This window comes from Leclercia sp. TB492 (assembly GCF_049974505.2).
In the GTDB taxonomy this organism is placed as follows: Bacteria; Pseudomonadota; Gammaproteobacteria; order Enterobacterales; family Enterobacteriaceae; genus Enterobacter; species Enterobacter adecarboxylatus_C.
Genome location: NZ_CM127572.1, coordinates 4,275,636 through 4,297,214 on the forward strand (window position 1 = coordinate 4,275,636; position 21,579 = coordinate 4,297,214).

The window sequence follows — 21,579 nt, forward strand, 5'->3', positions numbered from 1 at the left end:
CCACTTATTGAAGCGTAGATGGGGCTACAGGGATGTCAAAAAAAAGAACGAGCCTCAGGCAATCTCTTTGAATTCCGGGATCTGCATCAATTCGTCCTGCATGATCTCACGGGCAGCGCGAACGCACTTACCGCATTGATTTCCCACTGGAACAAACTTACGCAGCTGCTGAAAAGATTGTGGTTGAAACTGGCGAACGGCCTGACGAATTTTTTTATCACTCACACCATTACATAAGCAAACGTACATAACCACTCCCGTTCAAAATATGCGCAAAGTGTAAGTGAGAATAATTATGATTACAATAGCACAAGCGCGCAGATACGGGGCGGGGGCCAACAAAAAATGCGAAAATTTGTGACAGGGAGAAGCGCCAGACAACAAAAAAGGACGCCGAAGCGTCCTTTTTAATTCAGGGATAATTAATTAGCCCAGAACTTTAGCAACAACACCCGCGCCAACGGTACGGCCGCCTTCGCGGATTGCGAAGCGCAGACCATCGTCCATTGCGATTGGGTGGATCAGGGTAACAACCATCTTGATGTTGTCGCCTGGCATTACCATCTCAACGCCTTCTGGCAGTTCGATGGTACCGGTCACGTCAGTAGTACGGAAGTAGAACTGTGGACGGTAGCCTTTGAAGAACGGAGTATGACGGCCGCCTTCGTCTTTGGACAGGATGTACACTTCAGATTCGAACTTGGTGTGCGGCTTGATGGAGCCTGGCTTAGCCAGAACCTGACCACGTTCGATTTCTTCACGTTTGATACCACGCAGCAGAACACCAACGTTCTCACCGGCACGGCCTTCGTCCAGCAGTTTGCGGAACATTTCAACGCCGGTACAGGTAGACTTGGCAGTCTCTTTGATACCAACGATTTCAACTTCTTCGCCAACTTTAACGATACCGCGCTCTACACGACCGGTAACAACGGTACCACGGCCGGAGATGGAGAATACGTCTTCGATAGGCAGCAGGAACGGCTTGTCAATCGCACGCTCTGGCTCTGGGATATAGGAATCCAGGTAGCCAGCCAGTTCGATGATTTTCTCTTCCCACTCTGCTTCGCCTTCCAGCGCTTTCAGCGCGGAACCGCGAACGATTGGGGTATCGTCGCCCGGGAAGTCGTACTGGGACAGGAGTTCACGAACTTCCATCTCAACCAGTTCCAGCAGCTCTTCGTCATCAACCATGTCGCATTTGTTCAGGAACACGATGATGAAAGGAACGCCTACCTGACGACCCAGCAGGATGTGCTCACGGGTCTGAGGCATAGGGCCGTCAGTCGCAGCAACAACCAGGATCGCGCCGTCCATCTGCGCAGCACCGGTGATCATGTTTTTAACATAGTCGGCGTGGCCCGGGCAGTCTACGTGTGCGTAGTGGCGAGTCGGGGTGTCATATTCAACGTGGGAAGTGTTGATGGTGATACCACGAGCTTTTTCTTCTGGTGCGTTATCGATCTGGTCGAAAGCACGAGCAGCACCGCCGTAGGTTTTAGCCAGAACGGTAGTGATTGCAGCAGTCAGGGTAGTTTTACCGTGGTCAACGTGGCCGATAGTACCAACGTTGACGTGCGGTTTTGTACGTTCAAATTTTTCTTTAGACACGGCTATATTCCTTACTATAGTGCTCTCCCCTTTGGAGAGAGCACGGGACTTAGGTTTTAATCCTGTGGATTATTTACCACGGGCTTCAATTACGGCCTGAGCAACGTTGTTCGGCGCATCATCATACTTCAGGAATTCCATGGTGTATGATGCACGACCTTTGGTCAGAGAACGCAGCTGAGTTGCATATCCGAACATTTCAGACAGCGGAACTTCAGCGTGGATCTTAACGCCAGTTACTTCAGATTCCTGACCACGCAGCATACCGCGACGACGGCTCAAGTCACCGATAACGTCACCGGTGTTCTCTTCAGGAGTTTCTACTTCAACCTTCATGATCGGCTCAAGCAGAACTGGTTTCGCTTTCTTAAAGCCTTCTTTAAAGGCGATAGAAGCAGCCAGTTTAAACGCCAGTTCAGAGGAGTCAACGTCATGGTAAGAACCGAAGTGCAGACGAACACCCATGTCTACTACCGGATAACCAGCCAGTGGACCAGACTTCAGCTGCTCCTGGATGCCTTTATCAACGGCAGGGATGTATTCGCCAGGAATCACACCACCTTTAATGTCGTTGATGAACTCGTAACCTTTAGGGTTAGAGCCCGGCTCCAGTGGGTACATGTCGATCACAACGTGACCATACTGACCACGACCACCAGACTGCTTAGCGTGTTTACCTTCAACATCGGAAACTTTCTGACGAATCGCTTCACGGTAAGCAACCTGAGGTTTACCTACGTTAGCTTCAACGTTGAATTCACGACGCATACGGTCAACGATGATGTCGAGGTGCAGTTCACCCATACCAGCGATGATGGTCTGGTTAGATTCTTCATCAGTCCATACGCGGAATGATGGGTCTTCTTTAGCCAGACGGCCCAGAGCCAGACCCATTTTTTCCTGGTCAGCTTTGGTTTTTGGTTCAACGGCGATAGAGATTACCGGCTCAGGGAACTCCATACGCTCCAGAATGATTGGGTGATCTGGGTTACACAGGGTGTCACCAGTAGTCACGTCTTTCAGACCGATAGCAGCAGCGATGTCGCCCGCACGAACTTCTTTGATCTCTTCACGTTTGTTCGCGTGCATCTGTACGATACGACCGAAACGCTCACGTGCAGATTTCACGGAGTTCAGGATGGTGTCACCGGAGTTAACCACACCAGAGTACACGCGGAAGAACGTCAGGTTACCTACGAACGGGTCGGTAGCGATTTTGAACGCCAGAGCAGCGAACGGCTCATCATCACTTGCGTGACGCTCAGCCGGCGTGTCTTTACCGTCGTCCAGGATACCGTTGATCGCAGGAACGTCTACCGGGGATGGCAGGTAGTCTACTACCGCATCCAGCATCGCCTGAACACCTTTGTTCTTGAACGCAGAACCACAGGTTACCAGGATGATTTCGTTGTTCAGAACGCGCTGACGCAGAGCTTTTTTGATCTCTTCTTCAGTCAGTTCTTCACCACCCAGGTATTTTTCCATCAGCTCTTCTGAAGCTTCCGCTGCGGACTCGATCAGGTTCTGGTGCCATTCGTCAGCCAGGTCCTGCATGTCTGCTGGGATATCTTCGTAGGTGAAGGTAACGCCTGCGTCTTCTTCGTTCCAGTTGATGGCTTTCATTTTCACCAGGTCGATAACGCCGGTGAAGCCTTCTTCAGCACCAATTGCCAGCTGCAGCGGAACAGGGTTCGCGCCCAGACGGGATTTGATCTGACCAACAACTTTCAGGAAGTTAGCACCCATACGGTCCATTTTGTTAACGAACGCGATGCGTGGAACTTTATATTTGTTTGCCTGACGCCATACGGTTTCAGACTGCGGCTGAACACCACCAACTGCGCAGTAAACCATTACCGCACCATCAAGAACACGCATGGAACGTTCTACTTCGATTGTGAAGTCAACGTGCCCCGGGGTGTCGATGATGTTTACGCGATGCGGTTCATACTGCTTAGCCATACCAGACCAGAATGCAGTAGTCGCTGCGGAGGTGATGGTAATACCACGCTCCTGCTCCTGCTCCATCCAGTCCATGGTAGCGGCGCCGTCATGAACTTCACCGATTTTATGGTTTACACCGGTGTAGAACAGAATACGTTCGGTGGTAGTGGTTTTACCGGCGTCGATGTGCGCACTGATACCAATGTTACGGTAGCGTGCGATGGGTGTTGTACGAGCCATTTGATTCCTCGTTTATCTTTTTAGGCGTTCAGTTAAGTAACCCAAAGCGGGCTGCTTCGCTGAAGCGCCCGCCTGGTGACTAAGACTCCGAAGGGATTACCAACGGTAGTGTGCGAACGCCTTGTTGGCTTCTGCCATACGGTGAACGTCTTCACGTTTCTTAACTGCAGTACCTTTGTTGTCTGCAGCATCAGAAAGTTCGTTCGCCAGACGCAGAGCCATGGATTTATCACCGCGTTTACGAGCAGCTTCAACGATCCAACGCATTGCCAGAGCATTACGACGAACCGGACGAACTTCAACTGGAACCTGATAAGTAGAACCACCAACGCGGCGGGACTTAACTTCTACAGTTGGGCGAACGTTGTCGAGAGCGACTTCGAAAGCTTCCAGTTCATTTTTACCAGAACGCTGAGCCAGGGTCTCAAGCGCGCTGTATACGATTGCTTCTGCAGTAGATTTTTTACCATCTACCATCAGGATATTTACAAATTTTGCCAGCAGTTCTGATCCGAATTTCGGATCTGGAAGAATTTTACGCTGACCAATGACGCGACGACGTGGCATGGGAATACTCCGTTGTTAATTCAGGATTGTCCAAAACTCTAAGAGTTTAGTATGACATTAAGATAAATCAGTTTGGCCTTACTTAACGGAGAACCATTAAGCCTTAGGACGTTTCACGCCATACTTGGAGCGAGATTGCTTACGGTCTTTAACGCCGGAGCAGTCAAGCGCACCACGAACGGTGTGGTAACGAACACCCGGAAGGTCTTTTACACGACCGCCACGGATCAGGATCACGGAGTGCTCCTGCAGGTTGTGACCTTCACCACCGATGTAGGAAGTCACTTCAAAACCGTTAGTCAAACGCACACGGCATACTTTACGCAGTGCGGAGTTTGGTTTCTTAGGAGTGGTGGTATATACACGAGTACATACGCCACGTTTCTGCGGGCAGGCTTCCAACGCTGGCACGTTGCTTTTTGCAACTTTGCGAGCGCGTGGTTTGCGTACCAGCTGGTTAACTGTTGCCATTAAATAGCTCCTGGTTTTAGCTTTTGCTTCGTAAACACGTAATAAAACGCCCTCATACAATATGAGGACGCGAAATTTTAGGGCTACGTCGAAAAGGTGTCAAGAAATATACAGCGATCTCGCATCACCAGTTCATGTGACCGGTGTGCTGGACAGCCAGATTAACGAAATCAGTATAGCTAACCATGTTAATTTTGGTTGAAATTTGACCAGCAAGACCGCGGGCATCGATGTCATCTTTAAGCGCAGAGACAGAGATGGGGGCATTATTGAGAATATCAACAAAGCGGCTGCCTTCTACCGCCGCCAGGACCCCATCCTGGATCAACAGTAGAGCATCGCCTTCACGCACCATGCTTAACAGGCTTTCGATGTCACATTGCCAGGGAGAGTGGCTCAGGGTATGGAGCATGACGGCCTCAGAATGTCAGGATAGTGTCGAAGTGGGAGAGATGTTCACGCAACACCTCCGGCACAACCACCGTGGCGTCGAGAACAAAAGGCGTGTTTTCACTCAAACCGCGCCTCTGCAGGGAGGCAGCACAGACGTAAAACGTCTCGATGTCATACAGCGGCAGGACTTTAAAGGTCGCGATGTAGTCGCGCGCCAGCACAGATTGCGGCTGTTGCCCGGTAAGCAGTTGAAACACACCGTCGCCAATAAAGAAAACACCGATCTCCTCAGTAAGCGCGGAGGTCGCCAGTAATGCATCCAGCCCTTCCCTTCCGGCGGCACTACCATGAGGCGCAGAGGTAAAGACAAAAGCAACGCGGTTCATCAGAATTGCACCATTCGGTCGCAGGTTAATGCAGCTTCTGCCAGCGCCCCGAGGCCGCTAAGTGAAAAGCCGTCATTAAGATTGGCGGCAGGCAGGCCCAGATGCTGCGCTTCGTTCGCATCGCTCACGCCGCGACGCAGCGCAGCCGCCACACAGATGTGCAGCGCAACGCCGTACTGCTGGTTTAGCGATTGCCATGCACGCACCAGATCAAACTCATCAGAGGCGGGTGACGTCAACTGGTTGGCGTTATAGACGCCTTCCCGATAAAAAAAGACGCTGACCAGCTCATGTCCTGCTGCAAGCAGCGCGCGCGCAAATTGCAACGCACTGCTGGCCTGCTGCGTACCGTAAGCCGGGCCTGTCACCATTAACGCAAAACGCATTACTTCTCATGCCCCAGGAAATCGCCGCTTTTGAACTGACGGATATATAGATACACCGTATGTTTGGAAATATTGAGACGATCGGCTACCTGGTTAATCGCATCTTTGATATCGAAAATGCCTTTTTCATAAAGGTTAAGCACGATCTGGCGGTTCTTGGCATTGTTAGACACATTGCGATCGGCATTCACCTCTTCGATGGTGAACTCCAGCGTCTGGGTGACAAGATCTTCAACCGAGGAGGCAAAGTTAACGGAGGATCCGACATCCGGGGTTTCTGGCGGAATGAAGGTGTTCATGATCTGGGAGAACGGTACATCGAGGTTCATGTTGATGCACAGCAAACCAATCACCCGATGGTCGCGGTTGCGGATAGCAATCGTCACGGACTTCATCAGGACACCGCTCTTCGCGCGGGTGAAATAACATTTTGAGACGCTGCTGTCCGCGCCGGTCATGTCGTGCAGCATACGCAGTGCAAGGTCGGTGATTGGCGAGCCAATTTTACGGCCAGTATGCTCACCATTGGCAATGCGGATGGCAGAACATTTCAGATCTTGCAGGGAGTGCAATACGATTTCGCAGTGGGACCCAATGAGCATCGCTAACCCGTCCACTACCGCTTCGTAGGATTTCAGAATATCGAAATCGGTCTGATCGAAAGGACGTTGATCCAGCAGATCAAGTTCGCTGGTTTCGTTGGTTAAAAGCGACCTGGTCATGAAAAAAACACTCCTTTTCAGGAGCCTGTCGGTAGGTTTTCAGGGCAGGCTCATTATTTACACGGGCAACTAAATTAATACAGCGTAGGTAGCGCTTCCAGTGTTAATTATATCTGCACCATAATAAAAAAACCGCCGCTTCAGAGGCGGCGGTTGTTACCGATTTACTTCTTGGTGGCTTCAGCAGGCGCTTCTGACTTCGCGTCCGCCTTGGCATCCGCTTTTGGCGCTGGCTTGATATCCAGCAGCTCTACGTCAAATACCAGCGTGGAGTTAGCCGGGATACCCGGGACGCCAGTTTTGCCGTAGGCCAGATCCGGTGGAATGACCAGCTTGATTTTACCGCCTTTCTTGATGTTCTTCAGGCCTTCAGTCCAGCCAGGGATAACACCGTCCAGACGGAAGGAGAGCGGCTCACCACGGGTGTAAGAGTTATCGAACTCTTTACCGTCGGTCAGCGTACCTTTGTAGTTTACGACAACGGTATCGCTGTCTTTTGGTGCGTCGCCGGTACCTTCTTTCTCTACTTTATAGACCAGGCCAGTAGAAGAGGTTTTAGCGCCTTTCTCTTTAGCGAAAGCTTCACGGTAGGTTTTACCTTTCGTTTCGTTTTCAGCCGCGTCTTTCTCCATCTTCTCCTGCGCTGCGCCTTTCACGCGCGCTTCGAAAGCCTGCAGAGTTTGCTCGATTTCCTGGTCTGACAGTTTGCTCTTATCAGCAAACGCATCCTGAACACCGGCGATCAGCTGAGTCTGATCCAGTTTGATGCCCAGTTTTTCTTGCTCTTTCAGAGAGTTTTCCATGTAACGGCCCAGAGATGCGCCCAGCGCATAGGCTGACTTCTGGTCGTCATTTTTGAACGCCGCAGAACTGTCAGCAGCCGCAGCAGGCTTCGCCGCAGTATCGGCAGCGAAAGTCAGCGGCGCATGCAGAGCGACAGCCATCGTGGTCGCCAGCAGCGTTACTTTAAACAGTGATTTCATCCATTTCTCCAGGGCCGGGGACTCTCACCCCGTATTAAGCGTAAATGAGAAGCGTACTATAAAACGTTGAGGAACAAATCTACAGGTAGACACCCCTGATTAGCACCACATTTCAGACTATTTTTGTTTAAATTAGTTTCGCAGCAATGGGATGTTTACTGCGCGCGAGGATATTCTCGGGTAAAATTCGCCGCCGCCAGCCCCGGACGGGGTAAACGAGACCAACGAGGTGAATCATGCAGGATACAGATATGGAAGCACGACTGGCTGAGCTTGAAAGCCGCCTGGCTTTTCAGGAGATCACCATCGATGAGCTGAACCAGACCGTGACGGCCCACGAGCTGGAGATGGCAAAGCTGCGGGATCTGCTGCGTCTGTTAACCGAAAAAGTAAAAGCGTCGCAGTCATCGCACATTGCGTCGCAGTCGGAAGAGACGCCACCGCCCCATTATTGAGACGTAAAAAAAGCGGGATATTCCCGCTTTTTTTGAGCCTGAAGCTTAGTGGCAACCGCAGCCGCCATTACCGCAACCACCTTTACCGTGGTCGTGACCATGGTCGTGATCGTGGCCGTGGCCGCCGCAGCAACCGTCGTGACCATGATCGTGATCGTGGTCATGACCGTGCGCACCGTGAACGTGGCCGTGAGCCAGCTCTTCTTCAGTGGCTTCGCGGATTGCAACCACTTCAACGTTGAATTTGAGGTTCTGGCCAGCCAGCATGTGGTTGCCATCAACCACAACGTGGTCGTCTTCAACTTCAGTGATTTCTACTGGAACCGGACCCTGGTCAGTTTCAGCCAGGAAACGCATGCCAACCTGCAGTTCGTCAACGCCCATGAACACGTCTTTAGGAACGCGCTGCACCAGGTTGTCATCGTACTGACCGTAAGCGTCGTTTGCGCCTACAGCAACGTCAAATTTGTCGCCAACTTCGTGACCGTCCAGCGCGTTTTCCAGACCGGAAATCAGGGAACCGTGACCGTGCAGGTAGTCCAGCGGCGCACTCACCGGAGACTCATCAACCAACACACCGTCTTCTGTACGTACCTGATAGGCCAGGCTGACCACCAGGTCTTTTGCTACTTTCATGATATCTCCTGAGCGTGGGAAAATTGCTGGCGCAGATTGTAACGGAAATCTGCACCCGTGTACCCTTTAGCTTAAAAAAACTCAGGGCATATCGCTAGTCCGGATGAAAAATCCCGATTACTTGCTCTTCCTTGCGTACATGCTCGCGAGCCTCTTTGTCCGCTTCACGCATCTGGTGTCCGCACTTAACACACTCAACAATATCGATATTGTTCTCTCGCCACATGGCCAGGGAATCCTGCGCCTGGCAGGCCGGGCATTTCGCACCGGCGATAAAGCGTTTACGTACCGCCATTCTCTACCTCGTTATTCAAATTCATCCCAGCCGTCCAGCTGTCGACGCTCCTGCTGCATCTCGCGCTGGAAGATCTCTTCCAGCTCGCGGCGCGCTTCCCGTACCCGGGAAATTTGCACCGTATCGGTATGCACCGGCATCAACTCGCGCAGCATCATCATATCCAGACGGCGAAAGTGTAACTGCGCGCGCTGGGCCTGATGCGGATGCATACCCAGCGTCACGAGTGTTTTGCGCCCCAGCTCCAGCGCACTGGAAAAAGTCTCGCGGGTAAATTGCTTCACCCCGGCCTGGAGCAGTTCATGGGCCTCTACGCGCCCGCGGGCTCGCGCCAGGATATGCAGATGCGGAAAATGCTGCTGGCAGATCTGCACCAGCTTCATGGTGTCTTCCGGCTCGTTACAGGTGATGACGATCGACTCCGCCGCCTCTGCGCCAGCAGAGCGCAGCAGTTCGACCTGGGTGGCATCACCGTAATAGACCTTGTAACCGTACTTTCGCATCAGGTTAACCGCGCTGATATCGCGCTCCAGCACCGTGACGCGCTTTTTGTTGGCCATCAGCAGGCGGCCAATCACCTGACCAAAACGTCCGAAGCCCACCACAATCACCTGCGGTTTGTCATCGTCCACCCAGGGCGCTTCATGCTCATCGTCAGCAGCATTAATACGGCGCGACAGGCGTTTATCAATCAGCTTCATCAGCAGCGGCGTGGTCATCATCGACAGCGTGACGGTCACCAGCAGCAACGCCATCTGATCATGCTGAAACAATCTCTGGGACGATGCTGTGGAGAAGAGCACAAAAGCGAACTCTCCCCCCTGACTCAGCACCCCGGCGAGCTGCGCGCGCTCCGGGTGCCGCAGGCCATATACCCGCGCCAGCCCGTACAGTACCAGCATTTTAACGGCGATCAGCACCGCAACGCCCAGCACCACGGCGAGGATATGGGTATAAAGCACGCCCAGATTCAAGGCCATACCGACCGAGATAAAGAACAGCCCTAACAGCAGTCCTTTAAACGGATCGATGGCGATCTCCAGCTCGTGTCGGTACTCACTCTCCGCCAGCAGTACGCCGGCAATAAAGGTCCCCAGCGCCATCGACAGCCCCAGCGCATCCATAAACAGCGCCGAGCCTAACACCAGCAGCAGCGTGGCGGCGGTAAACACTTCCCGCACCCCGGACGCCGCAATAAAGCGGAACACCGGGCGCAGCAGATAGCGCCCGCCCACCAGCATGCCGCCGAAGGCCAGCACCTTCATGCCGATTTTCATCCAGTCGAAATGTTCGTCGCCTGAACCAGCCAGCAGCGGAACCAGGGCCAGTGCCGGGATTACCGCCAGATCCTGAAACAGCAGCACGGAGAAACCCAGTTGCCCCGCCTCATTACGGTTCATGCCCTTATCGCGCATCAGCTGCAGGGCCATCGCGGTGGAGGACATCGCCAGCCCGATCCCGCCCACTACCGCCGCCTGCCATGAGAAATGGTCCAGCATCAGCAACCCACCAAGGATCACCGCGCTACCGATCACCTGTGCGGCGCCCACGCCGAAGATGGAGCGCCGTAGCTGCCAGAGCTTCGCCGGGTTCAGCTCCAGGCCGATAATAAACATCAGAAAGACGACGCCCAGCTCCGAGAAGTGCAGGATTTCTTCCACATCACTGATAAATCCCAGCCCCCAGGGGCCAATGGCGATACCCGCCAGCAGATAGCCGAGCACCGCGCCAATACCCAGTCGCGCAGCCAGCGGCACCGCCACCACGGCGGCGAGCAGAAACAGCACTCCCGCCAGTAACAGATCGGAACCTTCCATCAGCGGCCTCCCGTCAGATTGGGTGCAGCCAGCCAGGCGCCGTAGGCTTTGGCATGGCTGGCCAGCTCATCCTGATGCTGCCGACGCGCCCAGTAGATAACGATCGGACTCAGCCAGTGCATGCGACACATGGCCGCCGTCAGCTCGAACGGGCGCAGGATATCGTTCATTGAGTAGCGGTTAAGCCCATCGTGGCGATACGCGCTCTCCGGCTCGCCGGTAGTAATGACGTTCCGCCAGTACTTTCCCGCCAGCTGGTTTCCTCCCGGGCCACTGGCAAAGCCGCGGCTCAGCACGCGGTCCAGCCACTCTTTCAGCAGCGCCGGACAGCTGTAGGTATAAAGCGGATGCTGGAACACGATGACGTCGTGCTGGCGCAGCAGCTCCTGCTCATGAGGGATGTCGATAAAAAAATCGGGGTAGTGCGCGTAGAGATCGTGCACCGTCACATTACTGAGCTGTAATGCCGGCTGGAGCAAAACCCGGTTGGCGACCGAGTCCTGCGACTCCGGATGGGCATACAGCAGCAGCACTTTTGCTGTCTGGGACATCATTCCTCTCCCGGGTCGTCATCACTGTTATTTTGGGCTACCATGGCACACCCACGCGGCGCGTGGCGGCACATTTAACCTGATTATAATGACAACTTAACATAGTCGGAACATACGGCGCTCTATGATTGTTTTCTCCTCATTACAAATTCGTCGCGGCGTACGCGTCCTGCTGGACAACGCTACAGCCACCATTAACCCGGGCCAGAAAGTGGGCCTGGTGGGCAAAAACGGCTGCGGTAAATCCACGTTACTGTCATTGCTGAAAAACGAGATCGGTGCCGACGGCGGTAACTTTACCTACCCTGGCAACTGGCAGCTGGCCTGGGTAAACCAGGAGACGCCTGCCCTGAGCGTACCGGCGATGGACTATGTTATTGACGGCGACCGGGAGTACCGCAAGCTGGAAGCCGAACTGCACGCCGCCAACGAACGTAACGACGGCCACGCGATTGCCACCGTCCACGGCAAACTCGACGCTATCGACGCCTGGACCATCCGCTCCCGCGCCTCCACGCTTCTGCACGGGCTGGGTTTCAGCAATGAACAGCTGGAACGTCCGGTCAGCGACTTCTCCGGTGGCTGGCGTATGCGTCTCAACCTGGCCCAGGCGCTGATCTGCCGCTCCGATCTGCTCCTGCTCGATGAACCGACTAACCACCTCGATCTCGATGCCGTTATCTGGCTGGAGAAGTGGCTGAAAAGCTATCAGGGCACTCTGATTCTGATTTCGCACGACCGTGACTTCCTCGACCCGGTGGTGGACAAAATTATTCATATCGAACAGGAATCGATGTTCGAATATACCGGCAACTACAGCTCCTTTGAGCGCCAGCGCGCGGTGCGTCTCTCCCAGCAGCAGGCGATGTACGAAAGCCAGCAGCAGCGGGTGGCGCATCTGCAGAGCTTTGTCGATCGCTTCAAGGCCAAGGCCTCCAAAGCCAAACAGGCCCAGAGCCGCATCAAGATGCTGGAACGGATGGAGATGATTGCCCCGGCACACGTCGACAACCCGTTCCACTTCAGCTTCCGCGCCCCGGAAAGCCTGCCCAATCCACTGCTGAAAATGGAAAAGGTCAGCGCCGGCTATGGTGACCGCATCATTCTCGACTCGATTAAGCTCAACCTGGTCCCGGGCTCCCGTATCGGTCTGCTCGGGCGCAACGGTGCCGGTAAATCGACCCTGATTAAGCTGCTGGCGGGCGAACTGGCCCCGGTCCGCGGGGATATCGGTCTGGCGAAGGGCATCAAGCTGGGCTATTTCGCCCAGCATCAGCTGGAATTTTTACGCGCGGATGAATCGCCGCTGCAGCACCTGGCGCGTCTGGCCCCGCAGGAGATGGAGCAGAAGCTGCGGGATTACCTGGGCGGCTTCGGCTTCCAGGGCGATAAAGTGACCGAGAAGACCGAGCGCTTCTCCGGCGGTGAAAAAGCCCGTCTGGTGCTGGCGCTTATCGTCTGGCAGCGCCCGAATCTGCTGCTGCTCGATGAACCGACTAACCACCTGGATCTGGACATGCGCCAGGCGCTGACCGAAGCGCTGATTGAGTTTGAAGGCGCGCTGGTTGTCGTTTCGCACGATCGTCACCTGATCCGCTCCACCACCGACGATCTCTACCTGGTACACGACAGTAAAGTTGAGCCTTTCGACGGCGATCTGGAGGATTATCAGCAGTGGCTGACGGACGTGCAGAAGCAGGAAAACCAGCCGGAAGAGACAGCGAAAGAGAACGCCAACAGCGCCCAGGCGCGTAAAGACCAGAAGCGCCGCGACGCGGAGCTGCGTACGCAAACCCAGCCGCTGCGTAAAGAGATCACCCGTCTGGAAAAAGAGATGGAGAAGCTCAACGCCACGCTTGCCACAGTTGAAGAGAAGCTGGGCGACAGCGGGCTGTATGACCAGACGCGCAAAGCAGAGCTGACCGAATGTCTGCAGGTGCAGGCCAAAACCAAATCCAGCCTTGAGGAGTGCGAGATGGCCTGGCTGGACGCACAGGAACAGCTCGAAGGGATGCTCCAGAGCGACTAACCCGGGAGAGGGGCAATGATACCGGACCTGACCAGCGAGATTACCTTCCGCAAACTTAGCATCTTCATGACCTTTATGGAGACGGGCAATATCGCCCGTGCCGCTGAGGTACTGAACCTCAGCGGGGTCAGCGTCCATCGTGCCCTGCACACCCTGGAAGAGAACGTCCGCTGCCCGCTGTTCACCCACAAAGGCCGGAATCTGATCGCCCTGCCCGCCGCCTGGACGCTGCTGGAGTACTGCCAGGAGGTGATGCAGGTGATGGAGCGCGGGCTGGAAGAGGCACGTAAAACGGCTGGCATCGGCCAGGGCCGTCTGCGGGTGGGGACGCTCTACTCTCTGACGCTCGAAACGGTGCCGCAGTTGATTATGGGCATGAAGCTGCGTCGCCCGGATCTGGAGATGGATCTCACCATGGGATCCAACGACACCCTGCTGCATATGCTGGATGAAGGCTCGCTCGATGCCATTCTCATCTCAATCTCAGAAAGCGAAATTGACCGTAACAACCTCGAAGTGCTGCCCCTGTTCCACGATGATATTTGTCTTGCCGCCCCGGCCTCGGCGCAGCTCAATACCGACGAGCTGGCAGATCTACGCGACTATAAGGACCAGAAGTTTGTTGCTCTGGCTGAGGGCTTCGCCACCTACGCGGGCTTCCAGGAGGCGTTTCATATCGCCGGTTTCGAGCCGGAGATCGTCACCCGGGTAAACGATATTTTTTCGATGCTGAGTCTGGTGCAGGCGGGGGTGGGCTTTACGCTGATGCCGGGCAGGATGAAAAAGGTGTATGAAAACTCGGTACAGCTGTTAAAGCTGGCCCCGCCTTATCAAATGCAGCAGCTGATCGCCATCGTCTTTGCCCGCAACCGCGAGCAGGATCCGAGCCTGCGGGCGCTGGCGGCGGAAGGCCGCATGTACGCCCGCCGCCTTGAGCAGAACGCTACGCCTTAAGACGCCGTGCGAGATGCACCGCGACGTCGATGCCGCTGCGCTCCAGAGAGACAGACTCCCCGTCCCAGGCCGCCTGACGCGTCAGACAGGTGAGCACACCGCCGGGTGGCATCTCAATCGCCAGCCGCGCTTCACGCTCGTTAGCGGCAATCACCGCCTCCTGCCAGCGCACCGTCCGGGCCATGTTCATGGCCAGGTCATCAGCTATTTTCTCAGGCTGCCAGAGCACGCGCCCGGTGCTGCCGCTCAGATAAGCGCAGCAGGGACGGGAGAGCGTGACCCGGCTGAAGGCCGCGACCAGTTTTTGCGCCGGTTCAGCCAGCAGTTCGCAGTGCGAAGGGACGCTTACCGTCAGACGGCGGGCTTTATTGGCCCCTTTCGCCAGTGCGCGCGCCGCCACTTCCGCCATGCCATCATCGGCACCGGCGATCACAATCTGCGTCTCGGCATTCAGGTTGGCAATATAGGTGCCGGTGCCTTCCATCAGGGTTTCGACCTGCGCAAGGGTTAACCCCATAATCGCCGTCAGGCCGTAGCCCTGCGGATAAGCCTGCTCCATCAGATCGCCACGCAGGGCCACCAGCTTCAGGGCATCAGCAAAATCGAGCGACCCGGAGATGACCGCCGCAGGGTATGCGCCGATAGAGAGGCCGCTGACGATATCCGGCGCCACGCCGCGACGTGCCAGCTCACGCGCCCAGGCGACGCCCGCGATCAACAGCGCCAGCTGTACCGCGCGGGTGTGCTGTAGCGCCGCCGGGGAGTCCAGCGCGTCCACTTCACTGGCACCCAGCACTTCACGCGCCTGAGCCAGCTCGGTTCCCGGCAGGTTTTGCAGCATACCGGGATGCTGCGTCCCCTGACCTGGAAAGGTAAACAGGATCTTCATTGTTCCTCCCATGCCCAGGGGTTCGCCGTCAGGCGCGGCCCCCGGTCGGTTTTCAGCAACGTTTTTCCATCACGTAGCCATTCGTTGAGCGCAAAGCCGCCCAGCGGCGTCTCGACCTGGGTATCGGCCCGGCAGAGCGCCCCCTCAAGCTGTGACTGCCAGCTGAGTAACACCGTACGCGAAAGCGGCTGCGGCGCGCGGATCAGCAGATCGAGATCGCTGTCGGCGTGGATCACCGCAATGCCGGTTGCAAGCGCATAGCCGGTGCTGCCGGTGATGCCCCATGTCCAGGGCCACGAGGTGCGGGAAAGCTGTACCGCCACCTGAACCGGTGGCTGAGTGATAAAGGGCGAGCGCAGCAGACTCTCTTCTGCGCTCAGCTGTTCGGGGGAGACGATACGGGCAATCTGGTGGGGGTTAACCCAGCCCGCCGCGCGCTGATCGCGCTTAAGGCCACGTACCCCGACCGGTATACGCCCGTTACCATCAACATCACGCCGCACCACTACCGGCAGCCCGGTATGCCAGGCCGTATCCACCCAGGACTCGTGGATATCCTCCAGCGCATCACGTGTGGTCAACCAGATTAAGTCGTGCGGGCGTAATGTTGTGGTCATGATTACATTCCTGAAGTCAGCGAGATAAACAGCGGCAGCGACAGGATACACAGGACGGAGCTTAACAGCAGCACGGCTTCCGCATCCGGCGACTGTACGCCAAAGCGGTTACCAAACACCACGCCGAAGAAACCGGCAGACAGGGCAATCATCAGGATCGCGGTGATGGCCACTGAACCGTGCAGACCGAATACCAGCACGATGCCCCAGGCAATCGCTGGCTGAATCAGCAGCTTGGTGATGGTCGCGCTAATCACCATGGTGTTGATCTGCAGCTTACGGGCCGACAGGATCACGCCGGTCAGGAACAGCGCTGCCGCAGTTGCTGCCAGGCCGAGCGGTTTAATCGCTGCCAGCACCAGGTCCGGCATTTTGATGCCAATCGCGGACAAAATCACACCCAGCAGCGGGCCCATCACGATTGGTTTCTTAATTGAGCGCCACATCAGAACCGGCAGCATCGCCAGGGTAGAACCGCCGTTTGCGCCTTCCGCACGCGCTTTCTCGCGTTCCAGAATCAGCAGACAGAACGGCGTCATCAGCACGGAGCCACAGGCAATGGAAACCGCCACGGAGAGTGAAGTTGCAGAACCTTCGCCCAACACGCTGCCCAGAATCGGCAGGCCCAGCGCCGCATAGTTCGGCAGCGCCACGGTCAGGGTCAGCACGGCGGCATCCTGCGGTGACTTTTTGAAAACTTTGGTGGCGAGGAAGTAGATGGCCGCATAGGTTATCCACATCGCCAGGGTCAGGACCAGGATCAGCGGCGACTGGGCAATGATACCTGTCCAGGGCGTTTGCACCGTGGCGCTGAACAGCGCGGCGGGCAATGCAAAATCCATCACGAAGATATTAAGCAGAGACACATTTTTGTTATCCACCATTTTGGCTTTACCGGCCCAGAAGCCGAGCAGCATGATGACAAAAATGGGTGCAAGGGCATGAACAATCACATAAGTCATAAATCACCTGTAAAAAAAGAAGTTTAAGCACTGACGCGATGGTTATTATTTTCAGGATGCAGGTTCCCTCGTGGGCGCAACGGGTGCGCCCACGGGGCGTGCATCTGGCAGGTCTTTTCTTTTTGGTGTTACCAGCTGGCTCGCATACGTTCGCGTACGAGAGCCGAGCTGTGGCGATTGTCGGCACCCAGACGGCTCTTCAGCGTCGGATCCCGGCGAGCGTCATCAATGGCCTGTTGTAAGGTGGTTTTAACCAGCGCCAGATCGAGAGATGAAGGTGCGTCCGGATTGCTGATATCCAGCAGGTTTTCCAGCAGCCCCAGGGTGGCGTAGTTACTGATGTCATACGCCATTGGCGGGATGGTTGCCGCCAGTTTTTCCAGTGCCTCTACGGTACGCAGCGTGATGCGCGCGGCAGACTCTTTCCCCATCGCGTGGATTAATACGCCCTGGTCGTTGAAGGCTATCAGCCGGTTGGCCTGATAGCCGTGGGCCAGAAACGCCCCGGACATCGCTTTCCCGACGATAAGGCCAATCACCGGATGGCCCGCCAGACGCGCGTTAGCATAGGCCGCCGCAGCACCGGCCAGCGCCTGGTGAATACCAAATCCCTCTTCGCGACGGCCATAAGCCTGGCTCGGTACGTCGATCACCGCCACAATCGGGCGTTTAACCGCTTTGTCAGCATCGGCCGCGACGGTTTCACTCACCACTTTGGCCAGGGTCCAGCCTTCCAGCAGACCGACTTCGCCTCGTGCCGCACGTGGATAGTGGTTGTTGGCATCCGGTACCACCGCAACAAAGCGCACCGCTTCGCCATTCAGCTCGCCGTCCGCCGCCTGAACCGACGGGCAGAGCCCCTCCAGACGTTTGGCATTCGGCGCAAGGGTTTCCAGCCAGAGCTCACCACGGCTAATTGAAGTACTCATCATTTCACCTCCCGGGCAAAGAGCGCGTGAATCTGTTCAGTATCCGCCTGTTTGCGGGTATCGAAGTTGGTCAGGCGTTCGAGATACCAGTCGTAATTGTCGGTGCGGTGTTTTGCCGGCACGCCTTTCGCAATCGCGTCGTTCATCGCCGCTTTCACCGCGTTGACGCCATCGCCCACCAGCGCATCCACCAGCCCGCTTTGATAGCGAATCTCGCCCCCGGTCATGCTCCAGATAAACGGACGGTCGCGGGAGTCATACTCTTCAATGCCCGCTTCCTGCTCGATAACCTGCGGGCCATTGAGGCCGAGACGCGCTTCGCGGGTCACAATCAGATAGCTGCACAGCGCGGCCGCAATGGACATCCCGCCGAAGCAGCCGACGGTACCGGCGACAATGCCGATGACCGGGGTATAGCGGCGCAGATCGACAATCGCGGCGTGGATATCGGCAATCGCCGCGAGGCCGAGATTCGCCTCCTGCAAACGTACGCCGCCGGTTTCAAGGCTTAATACCGCCTGGGTTGGAATGCCGTTACGGTTATCTTCCGCCGCCAGCTCCAGCGCAGCCGCCATTTTTGCACCGGACACTTCGCCCATGCTGCCGCCCTGGAACGCGCCTTCAATTGCCACGACTACCGCGGGTTTGCCGTTGATGGTGCCTTTCGCCACCACCATGCCATCATCGGCCTGCGGCACAATGCCCTGCGGCCCCAGCCACGGAGAGATAATCCCTTCAAACGGATCCAGCAGTTCGCGATAGCTGCCCTCGTCGAGCAGGGCCTGCGCACGCTGGCGCGCTTTTAATTCGATAAAGCTGCTGTCATCACGCATGGCTCACCCCCTCAAAGACCTGTTCGATACGAATGCGTGCCACGCCCGGCGTGGCGCCAAAGTCGTGGATGGTCAGTTTGCCCGCTGGCAGGCTGCTGACGGTTTGCAGTCTGTTGAACAGCGCATCCCAACGGTTACGGCTGTTATCGACCGAGGTGGTGATCTCGATGGTTAATGACTGGCCCTGGTCGGCGGTAAATAACACCTCCATATCCCCGGAGCCAACAACGCCTGCCAGCGCTTTGCCGTTCAGGTTACGGCTGGCGGGCAGAGTTAATGTAATTTTTTCCATAACATCCTCTTAATTCGCTAAATAAGGCGTCTCTATGCGGTCAAGGAACAGCGTGGCGGCAAGCAGGTCGGCCGCGCCGCCCGGAGAGGCATTGAGCAAGAGCATCTTTTTATCTAATACGGCGAGCGCGCGTTGCCCCTCTGGCTGTGCGGTGCCGCCGGCGGCTAATACCGCCCTGGCCCCGTCCTGCATGGTGTCTAACCCCTCCATACCGGCGCGGGAGAGCACGCAGGTATCGGTTAACGAGGTCATGATCGCCATCAGCGCATCGAGCCGGGCATGGGCTTCGGTACCGCCGTTAAGCCGGCTCAGGCGAAGCTGAGGCAACGCTCGCTGCATAATGTGCGGAAATGCCTGCTGCGCCTCTTCGCGCGCGCCCGGCACCCGATAACGGTGAGTGGCGCGCAGTCCTTTACTGAACACTTTCGGCGCGGCGTCATCCGGCAGTTTCGCCAGCTGCGCGGCGGTGTCGGCTATCGTCCGGGCTGGCGCATTGCCACCGAGCATCGCCACGGCGCTGACTAACAAGCCCAGCGCCCAGATAGCGCCCCGGTGGGTATTCACCCCGCCGGTGGCGGCCATCATCTGCTGCTCGCCTTCGCGCCCCAGCCGCCCCACGGTCTGCCGTAGCGCGATATCGACCGGACGCTGCCAGCTTTGCAGCGCCAGCGCCTGAAACGTGGGGGTCAGGCTATGCGCCGAACGCTCCATCAGCGCGAGCGATAAATCGTGGTGCGCGCCGTTCCCCCGGCTGTCCACCAGACCGGGTTTCGGGCTGAGTCGCGCTTCGTCAATCAGACACTGCGTGGCGGTTTGCGCCAGCCATTCGGCACCGCCTTCAACCTGGATCCGGGGCAGAAGTTTCATTACCAGCTCCGGAATTTCGCAGGTGGGTTGTACAGACCGCCCGACCATTCAACCAGGTCAGACACGCTGCCAGCCGCCAGCAGAGAGCGGGTGGCGTCGGTGCGGCGAATGCCCATATCTTCCGGGTAGAGCACTTTGCCACTCTGGCGCAGTTCGGCGACGCGTTTGGCGTCCACACCCAGGCCGATGTCGGTAATACCCGCGACGGCTGCGACCATGGCACGACGTTCCTCAAGATCTTTGGCCCGGTAGAGGTAAGCAATCCCCTCTTCCGTCAGCACGTGGGTGACGTCATCGCCGTAGATCATGACCGGGGCCAGCGGCATACCGGAGGCTTTCGCCACCTCGACAGCATCGAGTTTTTCGACGAAGGTCGGTTTCACGCCCGCCTGGAAGGTTTCCACCATCTGCACCACCAGCTTTTTACCGCGCTGCATTGGGTCAGGTTCGGTGATCATGTTCAGCCATGCCGGGGTGGCATGACGACGACCGTGCGGGTCGTGTCCCATGTTGGGCGCGCCGCCGAAGCCGGAAAGACGGCCGCGGGTCACGGTAGAGGAGTTGGCATAGCCATCAACCTGCAGCGTGGAGCCGATAAACATATCCACCGCGTACTGCCCTGCCAGCTGGCAGAAGGCGCGGTTGGAGCGCATGGAGCCGTCGGCGCCGGTAAAGAAGATGTCAGGGCGGGCACGAATGTACTCTTCCATTCCCAGCTCACCGCCGAAGCAGTGCACGCTCTCCACCCAGCCGCTTTCAATAGCCGGGATCAGCGTTGGATGCGGGTTCAGCGTCCAGTGCTTACAGATTTTGCCTTTCAGGCCGAGCTGCTCGCCGTAGGTCGGCAGCAGGAGCTCAATAGCGGCGGTGTTGAAGCCGATACCGTGGTTCAGGGACTGAACCTGGTGTTCCGCATAGATGCCTTTGATGGCCATCATCGCCATCAGAATGTGTTCCTGTTTGATCAGGCGCGGGTCACGGGTGAACAGCGGTTCGATAAAGAACGGCTTGTCTGCCACCACCACGAAATCAATCCAGGAGCCGGGGATATCCACACGCGGCAGATCGCACTCGTCGTCCACCAGCTCGTTCACCTGAGCGATGACGATGCCGTCGTGGAAGGCGGCGGCTTCGACCAGCGCCGGGGTATCCTCGGTACTGGCACCGGTATAAAGGTTACCTTTACGGTCGGCTTTAAAACCGGCAATCAGCGCCACGTTCGGCGAGAGATCGACATACAGGCGGGAGTAGAGTTCGATGTAGGTGTGGATGGCACCGATCTCCAGCTGCCCGTCTTCCAGCAGCTGCGAAATACGCAGGCTTTGGGTACCTGAGAAAGAGAAGTCGAGTTTGCGGGCGATGCCCTTCTCAAAAATATCCAGGTGCTCGCTACGGCCGACGCTCGGCATAATCATATGCAGATCGTGAACAATTTGCGGGTTCACTTCGGCCAGCGAGCGGGAGAGGAAGTCTGCCTGTTTTTGGTTATTCCCTTCCAGTACGACTTTGTCGCCTGGGGCGATCAGTTTTTCCAGCATGGCGACAAGGTCGCCTGTTGGCAGTACCTTGCCCTGCACCGGGACGGAAGCCAGGCGGCGCGCTTTTTCAGTGCGACGCGTGTTCCAGTTCCGGGCTGGCGTTTGCCCTGATAACATTGTTAACCTCCTGATTCAGCACATCTTTAGGTTTGCTTAACGTTGAGTTAAGTGTGCACCCTGGTGATAAAGTCATCAATTAAGCGCGCAGGGGA

General features: G+C 56.5%; 25 protein-coding genes. 3 read left to right on the forward strand and 22 right to left on the reverse strand.

Annotated elements, in window-relative coordinates; translation table 11 throughout:
- Window positions 1–54 precede the first annotated feature (54 nt).
- The 10 genes from bfd to fkpA form a co-directional block, all read right to left on the reverse strand.
- The gene (gene bfd, locus ACP4QI_RS20325; RefSeq protein ID WP_003863268.1) at window positions 55–249 is read right to left on the reverse strand and encodes a bacterioferritin-associated ferredoxin; all 195 of its coding nucleotides are present in this window, start codon (window positions 247–249) and stop codon (window positions 55–57) included.
- A 177-nt stretch (window positions 250–426) separates the two neighbouring features.
- Window positions 427–1,611, reverse strand: a complete 1,185-nt coding sequence (gene tuf / locus ACP4QI_RS20330; RefSeq protein ID WP_142487332.1) for an elongation factor Tu — start codon at window positions 1,609–1,611, stop codon at window positions 427–429.
- Between the two features lie 69 nt (window positions 1,612–1,680).
- The gene (gene fusA, locus ACP4QI_RS20335; protein ID WP_142487333.1) at window positions 1,681–3,795 is read right to left on the reverse strand and encodes an elongation factor G; all 2,115 of its coding nucleotides are present in this window, start codon (window positions 3,793–3,795) and stop codon (window positions 1,681–1,683) included.
- A 96-nt stretch (window positions 3,796–3,891) separates the two neighbouring features.
- A complete protein-coding gene (gene rpsG, locus ACP4QI_RS20340) occupies window positions 3,892–4,362 on the reverse strand; it encodes a 30S ribosomal protein S7 (protein ID WP_004106370.1) in 471 nt (156 codons plus the stop codon).
- A 96-nt stretch (window positions 4,363–4,458) separates the two neighbouring features.
- Window positions 4,459–4,833 carry a 30S ribosomal protein S12 gene (gene rpsL / locus ACP4QI_RS20345; protein WP_003023654.1) on the reverse strand — a complete coding sequence of 125 codons (375 nt, stop codon included), beginning with the start codon at window positions 4,831–4,833 and terminating at the stop codon, window positions 4,459–4,461.
- A 124-nt stretch (window positions 4,834–4,957) separates the two neighbouring features.
- Complete coding sequence (gene tusB / locus ACP4QI_RS20350; protein ID WP_426495850.1) at window positions 4,958–5,245, reverse strand: sulfurtransferase complex subunit TusB; 288 nt, start codon at window positions 5,243–5,245, stop codon at window positions 4,958–4,960.
- A 7-nt stretch (window positions 5,246–5,252) separates the two neighbouring features.
- A complete protein-coding gene (tusC, locus tag ACP4QI_RS20355; RefSeq protein ID WP_231313549.1) occupies window positions 5,253–5,612 on the reverse strand; it encodes a sulfurtransferase complex subunit TusC in 360 nt (119 codons plus the stop codon).
- Window positions 5,612–5,998: a sulfurtransferase complex subunit TusD gene (gene tusD, locus ACP4QI_RS20360; RefSeq protein ID WP_426495851.1), complete on the reverse strand. Its 387-nt coding sequence runs from the start codon at window positions 5,996–5,998 to the stop codon at window positions 5,612–5,614. Before tusD ends, tusC begins: the two co-directional genes overlap by 1 nt.
- A complete protein-coding gene (locus tag ACP4QI_RS20365; RefSeq protein WP_032614730.1) occupies window positions 5,998–6,720 on the reverse strand; it encodes a helix-turn-helix transcriptional regulator in 723 nt (240 codons plus the stop codon). Before ACP4QI_RS20365 ends, tusD begins: the two co-directional genes overlap by 1 nt.
- A gap of 164 nt (window positions 6,721–6,884) precedes the next feature.
- Window positions 6,885–7,703: an FKBP-type peptidyl-prolyl cis-trans isomerase gene (gene fkpA / locus ACP4QI_RS20370; protein WP_142487337.1), complete on the reverse strand. Its 819-nt coding sequence runs from the start codon at window positions 7,701–7,703 to the stop codon at window positions 6,885–6,887.
- A gap of 236 nt (window positions 7,704–7,939) precedes the next feature.
- Between fkpA and ACP4QI_RS20375 the strand changes: the two genes are divergently transcribed.
- Window positions 7,940–8,158 (forward strand): protein SlyX, encoded by a 219-nt coding sequence (locus ACP4QI_RS20375; protein WP_106995168.1) that lies wholly within the window; start codon window positions 7,940–7,942, stop codon window positions 8,156–8,158.
- Window positions 8,159–8,203: 45 nt separating this feature from the next.
- Here the strand turns inward: ACP4QI_RS20375 and slyD are convergent, their stop codons facing one another.
- The 4 genes from slyD to kefG form a co-directional block, all read right to left on the reverse strand.
- Window positions 8,204–8,794 (reverse strand): peptidylprolyl isomerase, encoded by a 591-nt coding sequence (slyD, locus tag ACP4QI_RS20380; RefSeq protein WP_142487339.1) that lies wholly within the window; start codon window positions 8,792–8,794, stop codon window positions 8,204–8,206.
- Between the two features lie 94 nt (window positions 8,795–8,888).
- On the reverse strand, window positions 8,889–9,089 hold the full coding sequence (locus ACP4QI_RS20385) for a YheV family putative zinc ribbon protein (protein WP_039031545.1): 201 nt from the start codon (window positions 9,087–9,089) through the stop codon (window positions 8,889–8,891).
- An 11-nt stretch (window positions 9,090–9,100) separates the two neighbouring features.
- Window positions 9,101–10,906, reverse strand: coding sequence for a glutathione-regulated potassium-efflux system protein KefB (kefB, locus tag ACP4QI_RS20390; RefSeq protein ID WP_426495852.1), 1,806 nt, complete (start codon window positions 10,904–10,906; stop codon window positions 9,101–9,103).
- Window positions 10,906–11,457 (reverse strand): glutathione-regulated potassium-efflux system ancillary protein KefG, encoded by a 552-nt coding sequence (gene kefG / locus ACP4QI_RS20395; RefSeq protein ID WP_426495889.1) that lies wholly within the window; start codon window positions 11,455–11,457, stop codon window positions 10,906–10,908. The genes kefB and kefG overlap by 1 nt, the downstream gene beginning before the upstream one ends.
- A gap of 124 nt (window positions 11,458–11,581) precedes the next feature.
- Here kefG and ACP4QI_RS20400 point away from each other — a divergent pair, with 124 nt between their 5' ends.
- Window positions 11,582–13,486 carry an ABC transporter ATP-binding protein gene (locus ACP4QI_RS20400; RefSeq protein WP_426495853.1) on the forward strand — a complete coding sequence of 635 codons (1,905 nt, stop codon included), beginning with the start codon at window positions 11,582–11,584 and terminating at the stop codon, window positions 13,484–13,486.
- Window positions 13,487–13,501: 15 nt separating this feature from the next.
- Window positions 13,502–14,440 (forward strand): LysR family transcriptional regulator, encoded by a 939-nt coding sequence (locus ACP4QI_RS20405; protein WP_426495854.1) that lies wholly within the window; start codon window positions 13,502–13,504, stop codon window positions 14,438–14,440.
- Here ACP4QI_RS20405 and mdcH read toward each other — a convergent pair.
- The 8 genes from mdcH to mdcA form a co-directional block, all read right to left on the reverse strand.
- On the reverse strand, window positions 14,430–15,329 hold the full coding sequence (mdcH, locus tag ACP4QI_RS20410; RefSeq protein ID WP_426495855.1) for a malonate decarboxylase subunit epsilon: 900 nt from the start codon (window positions 15,327–15,329) through the stop codon (window positions 14,430–14,432). The two genes, ACP4QI_RS20405 and mdcH, sit on opposite strands and share 11 nt — an antisense overlap.
- Window positions 15,326–15,946 (reverse strand): malonate decarboxylase holo-ACP synthase, encoded by a 621-nt coding sequence (locus ACP4QI_RS20415; protein ID WP_156264767.1) that lies wholly within the window; start codon window positions 15,944–15,946, stop codon window positions 15,326–15,328. Before ACP4QI_RS20415 ends, mdcH begins: the two co-directional genes overlap by 4 nt.
- 2 nt (window positions 15,947–15,948) lie before the next feature.
- Complete coding sequence (locus tag ACP4QI_RS20420; RefSeq protein ID WP_285129075.1) at window positions 15,949–16,908, reverse strand: AEC family transporter; 960 nt, start codon at window positions 16,906–16,908, stop codon at window positions 15,949–15,951.
- 128 nt (window positions 16,909–17,036) lie between these two features.
- On the reverse strand, window positions 17,037–17,837 hold the full coding sequence (gene mdcE, locus ACP4QI_RS20425; RefSeq protein WP_156264769.1) for a biotin-independent malonate decarboxylase subunit gamma: 801 nt from the start codon (window positions 17,835–17,837) through the stop codon (window positions 17,037–17,039).
- Window positions 17,837–18,670 (reverse strand): biotin-independent malonate decarboxylase subunit beta, encoded by an 834-nt coding sequence (locus tag ACP4QI_RS20430; protein WP_142487348.1) that lies wholly within the window; start codon window positions 18,668–18,670, stop codon window positions 17,837–17,839. The genes mdcE and ACP4QI_RS20430 overlap by 1 nt, the downstream gene beginning before the upstream one ends.
- On the reverse strand, window positions 18,663–18,962 hold the full coding sequence (mdcC, locus tag ACP4QI_RS20435) for a malonate decarboxylase acyl carrier protein (RefSeq protein WP_142487349.1): 300 nt from the start codon (window positions 18,960–18,962) through the stop codon (window positions 18,663–18,665). The genes ACP4QI_RS20430 and mdcC overlap by 8 nt, the downstream gene beginning before the upstream one ends.
- 9 nt (window positions 18,963–18,971) lie before the next feature.
- Window positions 18,972–19,829 (reverse strand): triphosphoribosyl-dephospho-CoA synthase, encoded by an 858-nt coding sequence (locus tag ACP4QI_RS20440; protein WP_426495856.1) that lies wholly within the window; start codon window positions 19,827–19,829, stop codon window positions 18,972–18,974.
- Window positions 19,829–21,484 (reverse strand): malonate decarboxylase subunit alpha, encoded by a 1,656-nt coding sequence (gene mdcA, locus ACP4QI_RS20445; protein ID WP_285129073.1) that lies wholly within the window; start codon window positions 21,482–21,484, stop codon window positions 19,829–19,831. Before mdcA ends, ACP4QI_RS20440 begins: the two co-directional genes overlap by 1 nt.
- Between the last annotated feature and the right edge of the window lie 95 nt (window positions 21,485–21,579).

Excerpts from the sequence above, each read along its gene's own strand:
- bfd (WP_003863268.1), bottom strand. The coding sequence starts at position 249 with ATGTACGTTTGCTTATGTAATGGTGTGAGTGATAAAAAAATTCGTCAG.
- fusA (WP_142487333.1), bottom strand. The coding sequence starts at position 3,795 with ATGGCTCGTACAACACCCATCGCACGCTACCGTAACATTGGTATCAGT.
- rpsG (WP_004106370.1), bottom strand. The coding sequence starts at position 4,362 with ATGCCACGTCGTCGCGTCATTGGTCAGCGTAAAATTCTTCCAGATCCG.
- rpsL (WP_003023654.1), bottom strand. The coding sequence starts at position 4,833 with ATGGCAACAGTTAACCAGCTGGTACGCAAACCACGCGCTCGCAAAGTT.
- tusB (WP_426495850.1), bottom strand. The coding sequence starts at position 5,245 with ATGCTCCATACCCTGAGCCACTCTCCCTGGCAATGTGACATCGAAAGC.
- tusC (WP_231313549.1), bottom strand. The coding sequence starts at position 5,612 with ATGAACCGCGTTGCTTTTGTCTTTACCTCTGCGCCTCATGGTAGTGCC.
- tusD (WP_426495851.1), bottom strand. The coding sequence starts at position 5,998 with ATGCGTTTTGCGTTAATGGTGACAGGCCCGGCTTACGGTACGCAGCAG.
- ACP4QI_RS20365 (WP_032614730.1), bottom strand. The coding sequence starts at position 6,720 with ATGACCAGGTCGCTTTTAACCAACGAAACCAGCGAACTTGATCTGCTG.
- fkpA (WP_142487337.1), bottom strand. The coding sequence starts at position 7,703 with ATGAAATCACTGTTTAAAGTAACGCTGCTGGCGACCACGATGGCTGTC.
- ACP4QI_RS20375 (WP_106995168.1), top strand. The coding sequence starts at position 7,940 with ATGCAGGATACAGATATGGAAGCACGACTGGCTGAGCTTGAAAGCCGC.
- slyD (WP_142487339.1), bottom strand. The coding sequence starts at position 8,794 with ATGAAAGTAGCAAAAGACCTGGTGGTCAGCCTGGCCTATCAGGTACGT.
- ACP4QI_RS20385 (WP_039031545.1), bottom strand. The coding sequence starts at position 9,089 with ATGGCGGTACGTAAACGCTTTATCGCCGGTGCGAAATGCCCGGCCTGC.
- kefB (WP_426495852.1), bottom strand. The coding sequence starts at position 10,906 with ATGGAAGGTTCCGATCTGTTACTGGCGGGAGTGCTGTTTCTGCTCGCC.
- kefG (WP_426495889.1), bottom strand. The coding sequence starts at position 11,457 with ATGTCCCAGACAGCAAAAGTGCTGCTGCTGTATGCCCATCCGGAGTCG.
- ACP4QI_RS20400 (WP_426495853.1), top strand. The coding sequence starts at position 11,582 with ATGATTGTTTTCTCCTCATTACAAATTCGTCGCGGCGTACGCGTCCTG.
- ACP4QI_RS20405 (WP_426495854.1), top strand. The coding sequence starts at position 13,502 with ATGATACCGGACCTGACCAGCGAGATTACCTTCCGCAAACTTAGCATC.
- mdcH (WP_426495855.1), bottom strand. The coding sequence starts at position 15,329 with ATGAAGATCCTGTTTACCTTTCCAGGTCAGGGGACGCAGCATCCCGGT.
- ACP4QI_RS20415 (WP_156264767.1), bottom strand. The coding sequence starts at position 15,946 with ATGACCACAACATTACGCCCGCACGACTTAATCTGGTTGACCACACGT.
- ACP4QI_RS20420 (WP_285129075.1), bottom strand. The coding sequence starts at position 16,908 with ATGACTTATGTGATTGTTCATGCCCTTGCACCCATTTTTGTCATCATG.
- mdcE (WP_156264769.1), bottom strand. The coding sequence starts at position 17,837 with ATGAGTACTTCAATTAGCCGTGGTGAGCTCTGGCTGGAAACCCTTGCG.
- ACP4QI_RS20430 (WP_142487348.1), bottom strand. The coding sequence starts at position 18,670 with ATGCGTGATGACAGCAGCTTTATCGAATTAAAAGCGCGCCAGCGTGCG.
- mdcC (WP_142487349.1), bottom strand. The coding sequence starts at position 18,962 with ATGGAAAAAATTACATTAACTCTGCCCGCCAGCCGTAACCTGAACGGC.
- ACP4QI_RS20440 (WP_426495856.1), bottom strand. The coding sequence starts at position 19,829 with ATGAAACTTCTGCCCCGGATCCAGGTTGAAGGCGGTGCCGAATGGCTG.
- mdcA (WP_285129073.1), bottom strand. The coding sequence starts at position 21,484 with ATGTTATCAGGGCAAACGCCAGCCCGGAACTGGAACACGCGTCGCACT.